The sequence below is a fragment of the Pseudoalteromonas sp. OF5H-5 genome, assembly GCF_021530695.1.
Lineage (GTDB): Bacteria > Pseudomonadota > Gammaproteobacteria > Enterobacterales > Alteromonadaceae > Pseudoalteromonas.
On record NZ_JAKGBF010000003.1, the window covers coordinates 192,655 to 210,446 of the forward strand.

General features: G+C 43.3%; 17 protein-coding genes. 8 read left to right on the forward strand and 9 right to left on the reverse strand.

Going from position 1 to position 17,792, the window contains the following annotated elements; genetic code table 11:
- Nucleotides 1-137 precede the first annotated feature (137 nt).
- The 8 genes from hisIE to hisG are packed head-to-tail and all read right to left on the reverse strand — an operon-like array spanning nt 138 to nt 7,151.
- Nucleotides 138-749: a bifunctional phosphoribosyl-AMP cyclohydrolase/phosphoribosyl-ATP diphosphatase HisIE gene (hisIE, locus tag L1271_RS05720; protein WP_174169182.1), complete on the reverse strand. Its 612-nt coding sequence runs from the start codon at nt 747-749 to the stop codon at nt 138-140.
- Nucleotides 746-1,519, reverse strand: coding sequence for an imidazole glycerol phosphate synthase subunit HisF (gene hisF / locus L1271_RS05725; RefSeq protein ID WP_235367249.1), 774 nt, complete (start codon nt 1,517-1,519; stop codon nt 746-748). Before hisF ends, hisIE begins: the two co-directional genes overlap by 4 nt.
- Entirely contained in the window at nt 1,501-2,235 is a 735-nt protein-coding gene (locus L1271_RS05730; protein WP_211865532.1) for a 1-(5-phosphoribosyl)-5-[(5-phosphoribosylamino)methylideneamino] imidazole-4-carboxamide isomerase, read from the reverse strand. The genes hisF and L1271_RS05730 overlap by 19 nt, the downstream gene beginning before the upstream one ends.
- 11 nt (nt 2,236-2,246) lie before the next feature.
- On the reverse strand, nt 2,247-2,837 hold the full coding sequence (gene hisH / locus L1271_RS05735; RefSeq protein ID WP_235367251.1) for an imidazole glycerol phosphate synthase subunit HisH: 591 nt from the start codon (nt 2,835-2,837) through the stop codon (nt 2,247-2,249).
- Entirely contained in the window at nt 2,834-3,895 is a 1,062-nt protein-coding gene (gene hisB, locus L1271_RS05740; protein ID WP_235367252.1) for a bifunctional histidinol-phosphatase/imidazoleglycerol-phosphate dehydratase HisB, read from the reverse strand. The genes hisH and hisB overlap by 4 nt, the downstream gene beginning before the upstream one ends.
- Complete coding sequence (gene hisC / locus L1271_RS05745; protein ID WP_102058093.1) at nt 3,892-4,959, reverse strand: histidinol-phosphate transaminase; 1,068 nt, start codon at nt 4,957-4,959, stop codon at nt 3,892-3,894. Before hisC ends, hisB begins: the two co-directional genes overlap by 4 nt.
- Nucleotides 4,952-6,247, reverse strand: a complete 1,296-nt coding sequence (hisD, locus tag L1271_RS05750) for a histidinol dehydrogenase (protein ID WP_235367254.1) — start codon at nt 6,245-6,247, stop codon at nt 4,952-4,954. The genes hisC and hisD overlap by 8 nt, the downstream gene beginning before the upstream one ends.
- 4 nt (nt 6,248-6,251) lie before the next feature.
- Nucleotides 6,252-7,151: an ATP phosphoribosyltransferase gene (gene hisG, locus L1271_RS05755; protein WP_102058091.1), complete on the reverse strand. Its 900-nt coding sequence runs from the start codon at nt 7,149-7,151 to the stop codon at nt 6,252-6,254.
- A 336-nt stretch (nt 7,152-7,487) separates the two neighbouring features.
- On the opposite strand from hisG, the gene L1271_RS05760 reads away from it, so the two are divergent.
- The 5 genes from L1271_RS05760 to L1271_RS05780 all read left to right on the forward strand — a co-directional run bounded on the left by L1271_RS05760 (nt 7,488) and on the right by L1271_RS05780 (nt 12,075).
- Nucleotides 7,488-7,733: a hypothetical protein gene (locus tag L1271_RS05760; protein WP_010605471.1), complete on the forward strand. Its 246-nt coding sequence runs from the start codon at nt 7,488-7,490 to the stop codon at nt 7,731-7,733.
- 387 nt (nt 7,734-8,120) lie between these two features.
- Nucleotides 8,121-8,672, forward strand: coding sequence for an inclusion body family protein (locus L1271_RS05765; protein ID WP_102058090.1), 552 nt, complete (start codon nt 8,121-8,123; stop codon nt 8,670-8,672).
- Between the two features lie 547 nt (nt 8,673-9,219).
- On the forward strand, nt 9,220-11,058 hold the full coding sequence (locus tag L1271_RS05770; RefSeq protein ID WP_235367256.1) for an ATP-dependent DNA helicase: 1,839 nt from the start codon (nt 9,220-9,222) through the stop codon (nt 11,056-11,058).
- Nucleotides 11,048-11,734 carry a tRNA (adenosine(37)-N6)-threonylcarbamoyltransferase complex dimerization subunit type 1 TsaB gene (gene tsaB, locus L1271_RS05775; RefSeq protein WP_102058088.1) on the forward strand — a complete coding sequence of 229 codons (687 nt, stop codon included), beginning with the start codon at nt 11,048-11,050 and terminating at the stop codon, nt 11,732-11,734. Before L1271_RS05770 ends, tsaB begins: the two co-directional genes overlap by 11 nt.
- Before the next feature lie 44 nt (nt 11,735-11,778).
- Nucleotides 11,779-12,075: a hypothetical protein gene (locus L1271_RS05780; RefSeq protein WP_235367258.1), complete on the forward strand. Its 297-nt coding sequence runs from the start codon at nt 11,779-11,781 to the stop codon at nt 12,073-12,075.
- A 240-nt stretch (nt 12,076-12,315) separates the two neighbouring features.
- Here the strand turns inward: L1271_RS05780 and L1271_RS05785 are convergent, their stop codons facing one another.
- Nucleotides 12,316-13,608, reverse strand: coding sequence for an alkaline phosphatase (locus L1271_RS05785; RefSeq protein WP_235367259.1), 1,293 nt, complete (start codon nt 13,606-13,608; stop codon nt 12,316-12,318).
- A gap of 187 nt (nt 13,609-13,795) precedes the next feature.
- On the opposite strand from L1271_RS05785, the gene L1271_RS05790 reads away from it, so the two are divergent.
- From L1271_RS05790 to rnd, 3 genes are all read left to right on the forward strand, one after another.
- Nucleotides 13,796-14,668: an alpha/beta fold hydrolase gene (locus L1271_RS05790; protein ID WP_102058085.1), complete on the forward strand. Its 873-nt coding sequence runs from the start codon at nt 13,796-13,798 to the stop codon at nt 14,666-14,668.
- A 192-nt stretch (nt 14,669-14,860) separates the two neighbouring features.
- Complete coding sequence (gene fadD, locus L1271_RS05795; RefSeq protein WP_010605463.1) at nt 14,861-16,513, forward strand: long-chain-fatty-acid--CoA ligase FadD; 1,653 nt, start codon at nt 14,861-14,863, stop codon at nt 16,511-16,513.
- A gap of 77 nt (nt 16,514-16,590) precedes the next feature.
- Complete coding sequence (gene rnd / locus L1271_RS05800; RefSeq protein ID WP_102058084.1) at nt 16,591-17,721, forward strand: ribonuclease D; 1,131 nt, start codon at nt 16,591-16,593, stop codon at nt 17,719-17,721.
- Nucleotides 17,722-17,792: the final 71 nt, after the last annotated feature.

A 17,792-nucleotide genomic window follows, 5' to 3' on the forward strand; every position in this document is an offset into this window, starting at 1 on the left:
TTTACCTTATTTATATGAACAGGAGTTGATCTAATTACAGGTTTATCCCAATTTTACTAAGCTGGCTTGTTTCGGCACGATGTCTGGAACAAGCCAACGAAGGGATAGACGAAATGATTACTTACCCAAAGCGCAAATTACTTATGCCTATCTTTGAGCGTACTGACCACCTCACTGAGTGTAAGGCCCTGCCTCTGAAGTAAGACAATGAGGTGATACAGTAAGTCTGCGGACTCATTGAGCAACTCTTCGTTGTCGTTTTTCATCGCCGCGAGCGCCACTTCAACCCCTTCTTCTCCCACTTTTTGACAACTACGGCTTAAGTCTTTAGCAAATAAAGAGGCGGTATAGCTGCTTTCAGGTGATGCATTTTTCCTCTGGGCAATCACTCGCTCAAGCTTTCCTAAAAATGCAAGCTCTGGCATGGTTTCCGCAAAGCAGCTTTCGGTTCCAAGGTGGCAAGTTGGACCTTGTGGCTTTGCGTAAATCAGCAGGCTGTCTTTATCACAATCGGTATGCACTTCCACTAAGGTCAATACATTGTTTGAGGTTTCACCTTTGGTCCAAAGGCGCGATTTTGAACGCGAATAAAAAGTAACGAGTTGCTTTTCTAATGTCACTTCAAGGGCTTCTCTGTTCATAAAGCCTTGCATCAATACTACCCCAGTTAACACATCTTGTACGATAGCGGGAATGAGTGCTGATTTATCAAAATCTACTTTTGCTATGTTTTGTTTATTAATAATCATTGTCGTGCCGCCACATCATTATTTATTAAGAACTGCTTGAGCTTTGGAATGTCAATCACGCCTTTATGGAACACACTTGCAGCCAAGGCGCCATCGACATTAGTTTGTTTAAATACATCAACAAAGTCTTGCATACGACCCGCGCCGCCAGAAGCGATAAGTGGCACTTTACACAGCGCCCTAATCGCGCTGAGCTGCCCTATATCATAGCCATTGCGCACGCCATCTTGATTCATACAATTAAGTACAATCTCTCCAGCGCCAAGATCTTGAACTCGTTTGACCCATTCGTGCGTTTTGTATCGAGTACGACTTGCCGCATTCGGATCGCCAGTTAACTGGTATACTAAATATTCCTGAGTTTGCTTATCATAGAAGCTGTCTACGCCGACAACCACACATTGCTTACCAAATTCGTCATGTAACTCTTTAATGAGTTCAGGCCTTGCAATGGCAGGGCTGTTAATCGAGATCTTATCTGCGCCTTGCTCAAGCACTCGAGCCGCATCAGCCACTGATTTAATCCCACCAGCTACACAAAATGGTATATCGATATGTCTGGCAATTTCAGCTACCCAATTCACATCGAGTAAACGCTTTTCTACGCTAGCACTGATCTCATAAAACACCAGTTCATCAGCACCTGCCTCACTATAACGCTGGGCGAGATCAAGAATATCACCGACGACTTCATGGCCTTGGAATTTAACGCCTTTGACCACCTGACCGTCTTTTACGTCTAAACAAGGAATTATGCGTTTTGATAGCATGTTAGAGCCTCCTCAACGCTAAATACACCTTCAAGTAGCGATTTGCCAAGTATTACTCCACCTACTTGTTGCTTTGCAAGCTGTGCAATATCGTCAAGAGAGCTCACGCCCCCTGATGCTTGTACTTTAATTGCACCGTTATGTTTGGTTATGTCTTCATATAAGGAAAACGATGGACCTGTCATCGTGCCATCCTTACTGATATCCGTACATAAGAAATCACTCACACCTTGCTCAACATAAAAATCTAACAGCTCGAATAGATCGCTTTTCGCATCATTTAGCCAGCCGTGAGTGGCTGGAGACCAGCCGCTTTCGGTTTTGTTCACATCAAGTGCTATCACGAATTTGTCGGCGCCACATGCTTTAATCCACGCAGCAACTTCTTGCTGTTTATCTACCGCCATTGAGCCAATCACCACTTGGGCAGCTCCGGCATCTAACCATTGCTTTACGTCGTCTATACTGCGAATACCTCCGCCTACCTGAAAGGGAACAGATAAAGCCTTAGTCGCCGCTTGGATAGTGCGCCATTGCTTTTTGCTCGGGTCACGAGCGCCTTCTAAATCCACCAAATGGAGCTTGGCTGCGCCTGCATTTTGGTATTCAAGTAAACGCTCAGCTAAATTAAATGGGTAAAACTGTGCGGTTTCGTACTTGCCTTGATACAAACGAACAATATTGTTCTCTAATACATCTAAAGCCGGAATAATCATTGTTCGTCCTTTTATAGCTGCCAATTAATAAAGTTTTGTAAAAGCTGCGCGCCAACTTTGCCGCTACGCTCTGGGTGAAATTGCATGCCGGCATAATTGTCGTTTGCAACAATCGCAGAAAACGCTTGACCGTACTCACCCGAAACCAGTGTCGATTGATTGATGGTATGCGCAAAACTGTGTACAAAGTACACTTGGTCTTGTTCACTAAGCCCTGTAGTGAGCGCATGGGGCTTCACCACACGAAGATTATTCCAGCCCATATGCGGTGCAGTTAACTCGTTAGTCTCTAATAACTCAACCTTACCCGGAATGCGACCTAAGCACGGAATATCCCCTTCTTCAGTCGATTGACAAAGCAGCTGCATCCCTAAACAAATCCCCATCAAAGGCCGTTGATAGTCAGCTACTGCGTCTGCCCAGCCTTGCTCATTTAACCGCTTCATTGCCACATTAGCGTGGCCGACGCCGGGTAAAATGGCTCGCTCAAAGCGGGCTAGCTTCTCCGGTGCAGTGATCACTTCAGGCGTGACACCAAGGCGCTCAAATGCAAAACGCACTGAGTTAATATTGGCACAACCAGTATTAATAATTGCAATCATAAACACCCCTTAGAACTTGCCATTTGCTGTGACGCGTCTGTTGCAATTGCCATACGAATAGCACGAGAAAATGCTTTGAATAAACCCTCAACTTGGTGGTGGGCATTACCTTCGCTTACGCTCAAAATTAAACTCACTGCCGCATTATCCGCGAAGGATTTAAAGAAATGCTCAACCATTTGTACATCCAAGTCGCCCACTTTATCTCTTGTAAAGTCAGCGTTAAGTACAAAAGACGCGCGTCCAGATAAATCCAACTGACATTCTGCTTTACATTCGTCCATAGGCAGCGCAAAGCCATAACGTGCGATTTGTGATTTTGTGCCAAGCGCAGTCTTAAAAGCCTGACCAAGGGCAATACCGATGTCTTCTACGAGGTGGTGCTCGTCTATATGTAAGTCACCTTTCGCCTGAATATTCAGGCCAAGGTTAGCGTGAGTTCTGATCTGATCTAGCATGTGGTCGAAAAAACCAAGCCCCGTTGAAATCTCTCCATTTGCTTGTTGATCCAGATTTATCGCTACCGAAATCTGCGTTTCTTTGGTATTTCTGGCAATTTGTGCTCTTCGATTTAAGGTGGTTAACTGCGTCACAATAGCAGGCCAGTTATCTTTGTAGAGAATACCTTCAATGCAAAGGTTTTCTGCAAGCTGAATATCGGTTTGCCTATCGCCAATAACAAATGATTTGCTAAGGTTCACTTTACCAGAGCGCATTAATTCAGTGAGTAATCCTATTTTAGGTTTGCGACATTGGCAGTTGTCTTCGTCAAAGTGAGGACAGATCAGTACTTCTTCAAAACGGATCCCTTGGCTTGTTAAGATTTGCATCATTTTATCTTGAGGCGCATCAAAATCAGCTTTAGGGAAGCTATCTGTACCGAGACCATCTTGGTTAGATACCATCACTAGCTTATAACCAAACGACTGCAGTTGTAATAACGCTGGGATCACATTGGGTAATAGTGCCAATTTCTCTAGGCTATCCACTTGCTTATCGGTTATTGGCTCTTCGATAATAGTGCCATCGCGGTCGATGAATAAATAGGGGGCGCTCATGATACTTCCTCAGTCACTTGGCATTGTTTCAGCCAGTTTTCTACTTGTTTTAATTCCTGCTCATTGCCGATAGAGATCCGCAGCCAGTTGTCCTCGCCAAACAGCACAAATGGCCGCATGATTAACCCCTGGCGCATCGCTTGCTCCACAAACTGTTTGTCGGTTAGCTGTAAAGTAACAAAGTTGCCTTCGCCGCATAATATTGCGCTTACGAACTCGCTGTCTTGTAGCCATTGTATAAGCTTCTTTTTTGCTAGGTTCAAAATAGAGACTTGCCGGCGCATCTGCGTTATCGCATCTGACGTTAACGCTGTTGCTGCTATTTGTGCCACGACTGTAGAAACAGGGTAGGGCGCAATCACTTTTCTCACCGGTGCCAATAGCGCTTCACTCGCTAACATAAAGCCAACGCGCAGTCCTGCCAGTGCAAACGCTTTAGATAGCGTACGCAGCACAACAACGTTTGAGAACTCTTTGATAAGCTCGACACAGGTTTGTTCTTCACAGAACTCAATATAAGCTTCATCAACGACCACGATTGCTCGGCCTTTAAGCTTATCAGCAAGTGCAGCGACTTTGCTGGCAGGTTGTATTGCGCCAGTTGGGTTATTTGGATTACACACAAATACCAATTTAGCGTCACCAATTGCACTGATGAGTGAACCCACATCGTTATTAGCAAGCTGCGCTTGGCTTAATTCATTAATAGCGATGTTGTGGGTGTCTGCCGTTACTTTGTACATACCATAGGTAGGGGTAAAGATTGCAATGCTATCTTTGGCCGGTTCACAATATGTGCGTACTAATAACTCAATGCCTTCATCGGCTCCACGCGTCATCAGTACATTTGTTTGCTCGACCTTAGCGTAGCCTGCATAGGCATCAATTACCGCTTGAGGTTGCGGATCTGGATAACGGTTTAAGTTATCAAAGCACATTTCAAGCACACGAGCGTATGGACTTTCATTGGCATTGAGCCACGTGGTGCCGGTCAACTTTGCACTCTTTGCAGAGCTGTAAGCCTTAAGCTTTTCAATATTATTTGGTAACGCAATATTAGTCATTATTATTCTCCAACCTCACTTTAACGGCGTTCGCATGTGCATCTAGGCCCTCAGCTTGTGCCAAAGGTAAAATGGCAGAGCGCAAACCACGAAGGCCTTCTTTTGTGATGGTTTGTACTGTGTAAGCCTTATAGAAATCCATCAGATTTAAACTTGAGTAGGTTTTTGAATAACCATAGGTTGGCAATACATGGTTGGTGCCAGACGCATAGTCACCTGCTGATTCTGGCGTATAGTCACCAACAAACACTGAGCCTGCGTTTTTTACTAGCGGCAGGAAACGCTCTGCATCTCTTATCTGTAAGATTAGGTGTTCTGGCCCATACTCTGCTGAGATTTCAAATGCTTGCTCTATGCTCTCAACTAAAATCAGCGTGCTGTTTTTAAGCGCAGCTCTGGCAATATCAGCGCGACTAAGCTTGCTTAGTTGACGCTCGATTGCAGCTTCAGTTTCTTCGATAAGTTGACTGTCAGACGCCAATAATATGACTTGCGAGTCTTCCCCATGCTCCGCTTGAGAAAGTAGATCGGCGGCGATAAATTCTGGATTAGCGCCCTTATCTGCAATCACTAACACCTCCGAAGGGCCTGCCGGCATATCAATCGCAAGTCCCGGCACTGACTGAGAAAGCAGCTGTTTTGCCATTGTGACAAAGCTATTGCCTGGACCAAAAATTTTGTTCACTTTTGGTACGCTGTTAGTACCTAGCGCCATGGCAGCGATTGCACCTGCACCACCACATTCAATCACATCCGTAACGCCACACAGTTTAGCCGCATACAAAATCGCAGGATGTATTTGGCTACCGCCTTTAACCGGCGTCGCCAACACGATTGTTTTTGCACCACTTAGCTGCGCACACACGCCTTGCATCAAGACAGAAGAAGGCAGTGGCGCGCTACCACCTGGCACATATAAACCCACGGCTTCTATCGCTTGATATCTGAGCTCGCAGGTCACACCTGGCTGAGTCTCAATTTTCTTGCTTTGTGGTAACTGCAACTGGTGAAACTTCTTAATGTTGCTATACGCTTGGTCAATAGCACTTTTAAGTTCAGGTGCTAACGCAAATTCGCTTTCAATAAGCTCTGATCCTGTTACCCGTATTCTTGGATTAATACGTGCGTCGAACTGCTCGGCATAACCAAGTAATGCGTTGTCGCCGTTGCGAGCGACGTTATCAATTATCTTTTCAACTGCTGCTTTTACTTTATCGCCCACTTTGACCGCAGGACGGCTCAAGCATTCGCTGCGTTGCTCGCTGGTGGCTTGCTGCCAATCAAACATGCTGTTACTCCATCATCTTTTCAATTGGCATGACGAGAATAGAGTTAGCACCGAGCGCCTTTAACTCTTCCATTGTCTCCCAAAATAGGGTTTCAGAGCTAACCATATGAAGTGCAACATATTCATCACTGCCAGCAAGTGCAAGTAAAGTTGGTTGGCCTGTACCTGGAAGTAATGCACATACTTCATCTAACTTATTCTTTGGTGCATGCATCATGATGTACTTGCTTTCTTTTGCTTGTTTCACCCCTTTAAGGCGTGGCATTAACTTATCGATAAGCGCAAGCTTACTTTGGTCAGTCAATGCTGAATTTTGAATGAGGCAAGCATTAGATTCTAAGATGGTATCGCCTTGCATAAGGCCATTAGCCTCAAGCGTTGCACCGGTTGATACTAAGTCACAAATGGCGTCAGCAAGGCCTGCTCGAGGTGCTACTTCTACCGAGCCCGTTAACATGACCACGCTAGCATCAATGTTCTCACGCTTTAGATATTGCTTTAAAATCTCAGGGTAGGTGGTTGCGATGCGTTTGCCGTTAAACCACGCTTTATCCTGTTGACCTAGCTCTTGTGGCCACGCCAGTGCTAAACGGCAAAAGCCAAAGTCCAGTCTTGAAAGTTTAGTGACTTCAGCAAACTGCTCGTTGCGAACACGCTCAGCTTGAGCTTCTTCTAACACGTTTTCGCCGACAATGCCTAAATCACAAACGCCGTCCATTACAAGGCCGGGAATATCGTCATCACGTACTCTAAGTACATCAATAGGCATGTTGGTAGAGTGGGCGATCAAACGCTGTTCACGTAGGTTTAGTTTTACACCAAGTTGTTTGAGTAGGGCTTGACAATCCTTTGAAAGACGGCCTGATTTTTGGATTGCGATTCTTAAACGGTTGCTGTTGCTCATTATTTATTTCCTAATTCTTTAAACGAAAAACCCCGAGGCGGAACCTCGGGGCGAAATAAACTTTGACTATACTTTTTGCTTCGCCGGAGGTTCCTTTAAGGAATAACCCACCAGCGAAATACCTGACAGGTTATCCCGTATGATGATGGTGATGATGAATTGCTGTCAGTGTCATTAGCATGATGTTACCTTTGTAATATATCTGCTGTTCAAAAAGTTCATTTATAGATAAACACATTATTGTTCTATTTGGCAATCATTTTTTAACGCAAATTAAAGAATAGCTTATAACAGCCGATAATAAGTAAGATCAACAATAGGTTAGTGGAGAAATATATGGATGCGTTTAAACCGTTTTTAGGCCCAATCGTACGGCTAGATGTAACTCATAAGTCTGCATTTCATGTAGCTGGTGTGCAGCACTATAAGATTGAAAAAGTTAAGAAAGATTTAAAAACCGAGATCGAACTTAAACGCCAAGCTGCTGAGCATGAAAAAATTAAAGAAAGCGAAGATGAAGAGGATGAGGAGGAAAAATCTCACGAAGAACATAAAGGTGAGAATCTAGATACATGGGCGTGATCGTAAAATGTTTTGTTGCGTCTGTTAGTTTAAACTCACTTCACCTCGGTGCCAATACATTTCCAGAACTGGTAAAGATATTTTTCGTCTTCGCAATACTTAGACCAGAAAAACTGCCGCCTTTCAAAAAGTTAGTAACCGCTACCCCCAACCATATTAAAAAATAAGATATTTTTTTTATAAAGGTGTAATGCCGTGTAATTCAAATCTAGCATTTTCACACCTATGTTTATAAACGAAATGGTGGCTAGGATAAAAATTCTAGGCCGTAAATCCATTTTAAGTTAAGTGAAAGAAAGTGATTCGATGATATGGTGAATGTGCAGGACGCCACAAGAGAGGGATCACTAATTTCTTGTAAATTTCATCCGATAGGAGAGGAATGTCATGTCAACATTAGAAGCATCTTCAGAAAGCATTAATGTGCTCATTGTCATTGATACAGAGTACGTGAAAGCGCATTACCCCCACCCAAGCCAAGACCAAAATAATCCCACACCTATAGATCATAACAGTGAGTTTATGATTGCTTCAGATCCCAGAGGCATTGTTAGTGGACAAGGTACTGCGGTACTAAACTTTAGAGCAAACGCTGGGGACAATGTTTCCTTTAGCGGCACGTCGATTTACGGCAACGCCGATGATGCAGTGATTATCTACGGGATCAAACAATTTGGTGGTACTCAGGTATTTAACACGTTTGTGACTAACAGCGTAAATCGCACTGAAGCAGCAGTTCCAAATGTTAATTCCGGCAACAATAATGGTTTACCAGCGGCGCATGTAAGCACAAACTTTATGACGCTGGATTCTAAGGTGCGAAACTCAGGCACTGAAAACTTTCAAGTTCAGTTTGCGTTATATACGCTTAGTTCAGATGGTCAAAGCCAGTCGCTTTTAGGATATTATCAATGGGATCCAACCATCACTGTTAGCTGAACAAAGTAACTGTTGACCAAAATAGACTTATTTTGTACATATTTAAGCCGTGTAGCTATACCGCACGGCTTTTCCCTCAATCTTTATGCTCAACAAATTTCACTAGGGCCAGTAGCCACCACGTCAAGCCAAAGCTAATTTAACCTGACCGTTCACCATTTTACACTGGAGAAATAACATGCCGTATAAATCAGTAAAGAACCTTATAGCTTGATTCGTTGTAGGTCTGTCTGTGCTCGCGTTAGCCCCTGTGTTTTCCTGATAGTATAGCTGTTTTAGTATTTTATTTAAGCACTGCGCTTCTCCTCATTTGCTTGTTTACCATTTCTTCAGCTAATCACCGCAACTTTTAATTGAAGGCAATCATTGTTGGTGTCGGTATGCTGGTTTTGAATGATTACTTGCGATTTGGTGCTTAGCCACATACAATTTCGCGACCTGTCTGTTTGTAAACTACATTACTTTGGCTGTATCTACGACTTTCTCTTCTACGGGGCCTTTAGCCCAGCACTTCCCAGGCTATCAACCAAGGCAGCCCCAAATTGATATGGCTATTGCAGTAGAAGAAACCATACAAAATGGTGGACAATGCATCGCCGAAGCTGGAACAGGGACTGGTAAAACGTTTGCTTATCTCATTCCTGCCTTTCAGTCTAAAGGTAAAGTCATCGTCTCAACCGGCTCTAAGGCCTTGCAAGAGCAATTATTCCATCGTGACGTGCCAACCCTAAAAAAGGTGCTTGGCAGTGGGAAAAAAGTCACTTTGCTAAAGGGTAGGGCCAATTACCTTTGCCCTTATCGTTTATCACAGCATTTGAGCCATGTGCCAACCGACGACCCAGATGTTATGCACCAACTTGCCATGGTTGCAAAGTTCGCTTCTGAAACACACAGTGGAGACTTAGCCGACTGTGTGGGTATCGAAGAAGACGCAAAGGTATTACCCTACGTTACCTCAACTGCAGATAACTGTTTAGGGAAAGAGTGCCCAGACTACGAAGACTGTTATATCCGAAAGGCAAGATTAAAGGCAGTCGATGCCGATGTTGTGGTGATCAACCATCATTTATTTTTTGCCGATATGGCCGTAAAAGATTTAGGCTTTGCGGAGCTAATGCCAACCGCGGATAGCTATATCTTCGATGAAGCACATCAATTACCAGAAATAGCCAGTGACTACTTTGGTGAGACTATCAGCACTAAAGCTTTGCAGGCGCTTATTAACGATTTAAGGGTGATCTACCGTTCTGATATTCCAGATATGTTGCAACTTGGCAAAACACTCAATAAATTGGAAACCAGTGTCGCCGATTTGCGTTTGGTATTTGGTGGCGATGGTGCCCGTGGTGATTGGCGTGAGGCGCTGGCGAATAAACCAATTTGCGATGCCATGCATCGAGTGATAGCTAACTTAGACTTTCTCTATAAAGTGCTCAAACTTTGTCTGGATAGAAGTGAAAAAATAGAACACCCATTTGAAAAGGTCATGACCTTTAAAAATCAGTTTGAACGTGCCTTTGATACCAGTCAAACTGGATTTAGTTACTGGTTCGAAACCACAAGGCGCTTTTTATCTATTCATATCACGCCGCTTGATGTATCAAGTAAGTTTGCACAAATTGTCAAAACCACTGAGGCAAGCTTTGTATTTACCTCCGCTACCTTATCCGTTGATAATTCCCTTGAGCACTTTAGTCGTAGCTTAGGACTCAAACCGACCTCACAATTTATTGTTGATAGCCCATTTAACTATAAGCAGCAAGCCTTGCTTTGCCTGCCACGCTATTTGCCAGAAACCCGTGACGACTTAATGCCACATGCGCTGGTAAAGCTTGCAAAACAGGTGATTGAAGCGGCAAAAGGGCGTACATTTTTACTCTTTACCAGTTATCGCGCGATGCATTTAGTCTACGAAGGACTGAATACGGCACTGCAATATCCCATTTTTATGCAGGGTCAAGCATCGAAACGGATAATTTTAGAGCAATTTATTCGGCACGGTAACGCCGTACTACTTGGCACAGCTTCTTTTTGGGAAGGCGTGGATGTGAGAGGTAACACTTTGAGTTGTGTTGTCATTGATAAACTACCATTTGCTTCACCAGATGATCCTTTGTTGCAAGCGCGCATGCGAGACGCTGAAATGCGTGGATTAGAACCCTTTGATGCAATACAACTCCCCCAAGCTGTTATCGCGTTGAAACAGGGGGTTGGGCGATTAATTCGTGATGCTAACGATAAAGGTGTACTGATTATTTGCGATAATCGCTTAGTTACGAGAAAATACGGCCAGACGTTTTTAAGTAGTTTGCCCGATATGTCTCGCACGAGAGACTTAAACAAGGCAATCCGATTTTTAGAGAATATTGATAAAAATGAAAAATAACCTGTTGGCCATAGACGCCTCCACCGAAGCACTCAGTATTGCATTGCACTATGAAGGCAAGTTTATTCGCCACTTCGAGGTTTGCCCACAGCAGCATAGCCAAAAGATACTTCCCTTAGTTGAACGTATTTTACGCGAAGCCGATATCACGCTTAGTGAACTTGATGGCATTGTGTTTGGACGTGGGCCGGGCAGTTTTACTGGGGTTAGAATAAGTACAGCGGTTGCGCAAGGCTTAGCTTATTCTTCAGGTCTTAAGTTGGTTGGCGTTTCAACTTTGCAGGCGATGGCGCAACAAGCATACATGGAAACAGGTAAATCCAGTGTAGTGTCAGCAATAGATGCACGTATGGGTGAGATCTACTTATGCCAATACAACGGCGAAACTCGTGGTGTTATTCAACCGAGCACCGAAGAAACAGTTATTAAACCTGAAAATATCGATTTTACATCAACTGGCGCGGCCGGTGTTGGTACAGGGTGGCAAACATTCTCAGAGCTTGCCACACAGCTTGACTGCGAAATCATTGACAATATCACGTTACCGGATGCTTATTACATGCTGTTTATAGCCGACGATAGTTTCACACAAGGCTTATCTGTGGATGCAGCTGACGCCCAGCCGCAATATGTAAGGGATACTGTGACGTGGAAAAAGTTGCCAGGTCGAGAATAAAGGCGTATTTTTATACAAGCACTTCGTATTTATTGAGCTAAACTGTGAAACTAAATTCAATCATTCAACAAGCAGGTACATATCAAGTAAAGCCACAGCCTAAAAAGGCGGTGAGCCCTGCTATTGAAGAAGTGAGTACGGCTAAGCTCAATACCGCTCAGATCAAAACCAGTGAAAGGGGCATTGCGTTGGTGGAGCAGTTCCAATCGCAGCAACGTTCGACTATCTACGACCGCCCTAACTTTCGTACTGGACAGGCAATTAGTGAATACAAAGCAATTGCAACGGAAGCAAGACGAGATGAGATCAAAGGTATGATTGGCGTTTCTGTTTACGCGTAATACCAATTCGCTTAATTAAGTGGTCTATTTTGAGGCGAGAAAATCTTGTCGATAACAAGACGAAAATTTTGCTATTTAGTTGTTCTAAATGAGAAATTTTTAACGCCGTTAGCGTCAGATTTGCTCCTTCAAATTGAGCAAGTATTAAAGCTAATTGGTATATTATCTCTTCCAAGACTCGATAACAAAGAAGGTCAGCAAATGCTGACCTTCTTTGTTTGAAATAATAGATGAAGATTTTTACTTTTTAATAAATCCAATCAGTTTATCAGCAATTGCGGTATTGTTTTGCGAGCCGATAAACGCTTCTTTACCTTTACCATGGGCAAACACTTGTACATCGATAGCGGTGTGACCACCCGTTGTCCAACCAGTGAAAGATGCATCACTAATTGCCTCTTTTACGACAACACTAAGCGCCTTCGGACCTTGTGAAAGAGCTTCTTTTACTTTTAGCTCAGTCGCACTGTCATACTCAAGACCTGTGAGATCTTGCCATGTTGCTTTAACGTCTTTTGTCTTTGTGAGTGCTTTTGCTATCTCGCCCGCTGAACCTTTCACTTTAGCTACCACATCACGCTCCCAGCGATACTGACCATTCGCACCAAGCGTTAATCCACCGGTAGAGTGATCTGCTGTGATCACCAAGATAGTGTCTGGGTTGTTATCAACAAAAGCCTTTGCCAGCTTAATTGACTCTGCAAAGTCGTCCATTTCATGCATAGCACAAGCGATATCATTAGCATGTCCACACCAGTCAATCTGACTACCTTCAATCATTAAGAAGAAGCCTTTATCATTCTGGTTTTCCAATAATGATAATGCCGTTTTAGTCATTTTAGTTAGGCGCTGAGGCTCTTCATCAATTGCGAATGGCAGACCTACTTCTGCGAACAGACCCATCGCAGGAATTTTATTTAGCGTATCAAGCTTAGATAAAGCATCGACGTATTGATAACCTGCGTCTTTAAATTCATTAACTAGGTTTCTATCTTCACGAATGAAGTATTTAGTGCCACCACCAAGCATAAGATCTACAGGTAATTTTCCTGCGATTTTATTGTCTATGTAATCATTGGCAATGTCGTCATAGTTACGACGTGATTCATTATGAGACGCGAAACTTGCAGGTGTTGCGTGGTTGATTTGCGATGTTGCAACAAGCGCGGTTGTTTTACCTTTTCTTTTCGCCACTTCGAGCATCGTTTCCAAATGGTCTTTATGGGTATCTACCGCAATTGCGCCATTATAGCTTTTCGTTCCTGTACTTAAGGCGGTTGCGCCCGCAGCACTGTCTGTTACAACCGTGTCGTCGTCTGGGTAGGTATGCGCCATACCAACCAAAATAGAGTCAAAAACCGTTGGGTCAACCACTTTCGTGGAAGGGTCATCTTTAAAATAACGGTAGCCCGTTGTGTAAGCCGGCCCCATACCGTCGCCAATCATGTAAATAATGTTTTTTGGAGCAGCCAGTGTCGGAGCCGCAAATACTAATCCAACAAATGAGGCCAAAAGGCTAGTTTTGAAATTCATTGTTATTCCCGTGTACTTATCGTGATGAAGGTTTGTGATTCTCTACTATTTGATCAATTTAAACGCATTCGTAATAAAATGGATGTTCGATAAAAATATTTTCAACAAATCAAAGTAGTAAGTTCAAATATGTCACGGTAAGATGATAAATCAATGATGGTACAATGAACACTAAAAGAATTCGTCGATGTCTCTATATGCGATAAAAGAACAAAAAATCGGGCCATTCTCCTACCAACACTGGGGAGAAGGAGAGCAAACCGTTATCTACCTTCACGGTTGGCAAGATAATAGCAACAGTTTTGTGCCGTTTGCGCCATTTTGCAATACACAATACACGCATATAGCGCTTGACTTACCAGGTCATGGACACTCAGATTGGAAAAGTGCCGACGCCTTTTATTACTTTATCGACTATGTCTATGACTTAAAGTACTTTTTAGATTTAGCACAAATCAAAACGTGCCATATTGTTGGTCATTCTATGGGGGCGATGATAGCTAACTTGTTTGCAAGCTGCTATCCAACACGCTGTTTATCTTTGGTATTAATCGAGGGAATAGGAATTGTGAGTACCTCAGAGAGTGACACCAAAACCCAGCTCATTAATGCGTTTAATTCCCGAGATAAATTAAAACAATCTGAACCACGGGTTTATCCTGATATAAATACACTTACGCAACTGCGCAGTAAAATCAGTGATGTTTCCGTAGAAATAGCAGCGCTGCTTATGGCAAGAAATACCCTGCCGCACAGTGAAGGCGTGCAACTGGCATTAGACCCTAGGCTAAAGCACCACTCTGGATTTAGGTATTCCATCTCGCAGGCAAAATCCGCGCTCAATGGGATTACCATTCCAACCTTACTGGTGTTAGCGGAACAAGGCTATAACATGATTGTCAGACAATATAGTCAATTTAAAGGCTGTTTCGACTCACTCAAGCTTGAGAAAATACCTGGCGGCCACCATTGCCATATGGAAAACCCGGAAATTTGCTATAAGCTAATTGAAGCACACCAAAACTGCGACAAAACATCGTTCACAACTGAAGGAGCGTAAAGAATAAACTAATCATGGAAAGAAAAGTTCACAAAGAGCGCTAAAGCCTACGTTTCAACAGCATCTAGATTGTAAATCCTCAGATATTGTGGGAATATGGCGTTTTTAGAGTATTTGCTCAATTGTTAAAGTGCCTTACATCGTTTATGGTTTAGGGTGAATATAAAAATAACGAGAACACAGGAGCTAAGAGTGGAAAAAATCTGGCTTAAGCGCTACCCAGAAGGTATGCCTGAAACTATCGACCCAGAGCATTACAACTCATTGCTTGAATTATTTGAAAAAAGTTTTGCAGATTATGCTCAGTATCCAGCCTACACCAATATGGGTAAGACACTGACTTATCAGCAAGTTGATGAAAAGACCAAAGCAGTTGCTAGTTATATACAAAATGAATTGAAACTTGGCCGTGGCGATAAAGTTGCTGTCATGATGCCAAACTTGTTGCAAACCCCAGTTACTATTTTAGGTGTACTACGTGCTGGTTGTACCGTTGTAAACGTCAATCCGCTTTACACCGTGCGCGAATTAGAGCATCAGCTAAATGACTCCGAGTCAAAAGCTATCTTTATTCTTGCAAACTTTGCCCATACACTGGAGCAAGCCTTACCAAAAACCAGTGTGAAGCATGTAGTGCTGACAGAAATTGGTGACATGTTAGGTGGCTTCAAAAAGCATCTGGTGAACTTTGTTGTTAAGCACTTCAAAAAAATGGTGCCTGACTTTAGCCTGCCAAATACCATTCCTTTCAAACAAGTAATTGCAGCAGATCCTGCAAAATACAGTAAACCAGACGTGACGCTAAGTGACCTTGCCTTCTTGCAATACACTGGCGGTACAACTGGCGTATCTAAAGGCGCGATGCTGACTCATGGCAACATGGTAGCAAACCTAGAGCAAGTCTCAGGCTGTTTAGATACAGTATTAGTTAAAGGAAAAGAAGTCGTTATCACGGCACTACCGCTATACCATATCTTTGCATTAACAGCGAATTGTTTGACCTTTATGAAGTACGGTGGTCACAATATCTTGATCACCAACCCGCGTGACATGCCTGCGTTTGTAAAAGAGTTGGCAAAAGTTCCATTTACCGCTATCACCGGTGTAAACACGCTATTTAATGGCCTGTTAAACACACCAGGGTTTGCCGACCTCGACTTTTCAACCCTGAAAATGTCTTTAGGTGGTGGTATGGCTGTACAACGCCCTGTCGCTGAACGCTGGCAGAAGGTGACAAAGTCGAAGCTGATGGAAGGTTATGGCCTTACAGAATGTGCGCCGCTAGTTACTATCTGCCCACACGATCTTGAAGCCTACAACGGGTCTATTGGCTTACCTGCACCAAGCACTGACATTAAGATAGTTGATGACAACGGCAATGAAACACCTAAAGGTGAGCCCGGTGAGCTGTGTGTTAAAGGACCACAGGTGATGGCTGGTTACTACAACCGTCCAGACGCAACCGCCGAATGTTTAAAAGACGGCTGGTTTGCAACGGGTGATATCGCTACTTATGATGATGACGGTTTCTTCTACATCGTTGATCGTAAAAAAGACATGATCTTAGTGTCTGGCTTTAACGTTTTCCCTAATGAAATCGAAGAAGTCGTTGCCATGCACGAAGGCGTGTTGGAAGTTGCAGCGGTTGGCGTGCCTCATGAGGTTAGTGGTGAGCAAGTTAAAGTTTTTATTGTTAAAAAAGACCCATCTTTAACAGAAAAAGATATAATTGCACATTGCCGAGATAATCTAACGAACTATAAAGTACCAAAACTAGTTGAGTTTAGAGATGAACTACCAAAGACTAACGTTGGTAAAATACTGCGTAGAGCGTTAAAAGAATAACAAATAAAGCCGGCACTAGCCGGCTTTTTTATAACTAGCGTGATATGGCTAGTTATGTAAATTGCATGGGAGTAACAGTGCAGTATCAAGTTATTGAAAGCCAAACAGCACTAGATGAATTTGTCTTGTCTATTTCGAAAGCCAAAGTGCTCGCCGTCGACACCGAGTTCATGCGTCGCCGCACCCTATACCCAGAAATTGCTCTGTTACAGATCTTTGATGGTAACCACCTTGCCCTTATCGATCCACTAGCCGATATGGATTTTAGTAGGCTGTGGACGTTGTTTTCAGATACTAGTGTTTTAAAAGTACTTCATTCTCCGTCAGAAGATATCGAAGTATTTCTAAAGTTTGCAGGTTTTATCCCATCACCAATTTTCGATACCCAGTTTGCTTTACAGTTGTTAGGTGAGGGGAGTTGTATTGGTTTTGCTAATATGGTGAAGCAACTTAGAGACGTAGACATTGACAAAAGTGAATCCAGAACAGATTGGTTACGCCGCCCTTTAACTCAAAGCCAATTAGATTACGCCGCCTCCGATGTATATCATTTACTGCCATGTTTTGAGACTATTCAAGCGCGAGTAAATGAAAAGCAGCTATTTAACATAGTGCTTCAAGAGAGTGAGTTGCTTGCCCAAAAGAGGAGCTTCCGCCAACCTGATGAAGTACTTTATCTTGATGTCAAAAACGTGTGGCAACTTAAGCCTAGAGATCTTGCTACTCTAAAAGAACTTGCAGCGTGGCGCAGAGCGAAGGCAGAGAAAAAGAACTTAGCGCTAAATTTCGTGCTTAAAGAACATAACATGGTCGAAATTGCTAAACGTCGTCCAAGCTCACTGGGCAGTTTACGTAATGTTCCAGGTGTTGAGCCAATGGAAGTTAATCGCTCTGGCAAAGAAATTCTCGCCTGTATAGAAAAAGCAAAAGAAGTAAGTGAACAAGATTGTCCACAACGCGTGAGAAGACTTATCGACTTCAAAGGTTACAAAGCAGCGTGCAAGGATATCAAACAGGTTATCGCCGAAGTCGCCAAAACTAACGATATTCCTGTTGATGTGTTTGCTTCGAAAAAACAAATCAATCAGGTGATCAGCTGGTCGTGGAAAAAGTCACCGGAAGAAAAGCAATTGCTGATGAAACCCGATCTTGCGTTAGGCTGGAGGGCTGAGCTTGTTGCAGATAAGTTAGACAGTTGGTGGCTGTAGCACTCCTGTCGATTTAAAGGTGAAAGATAAACAGCGAAAGCGATAATAACATCCACCTTCCGAAGAAGGTG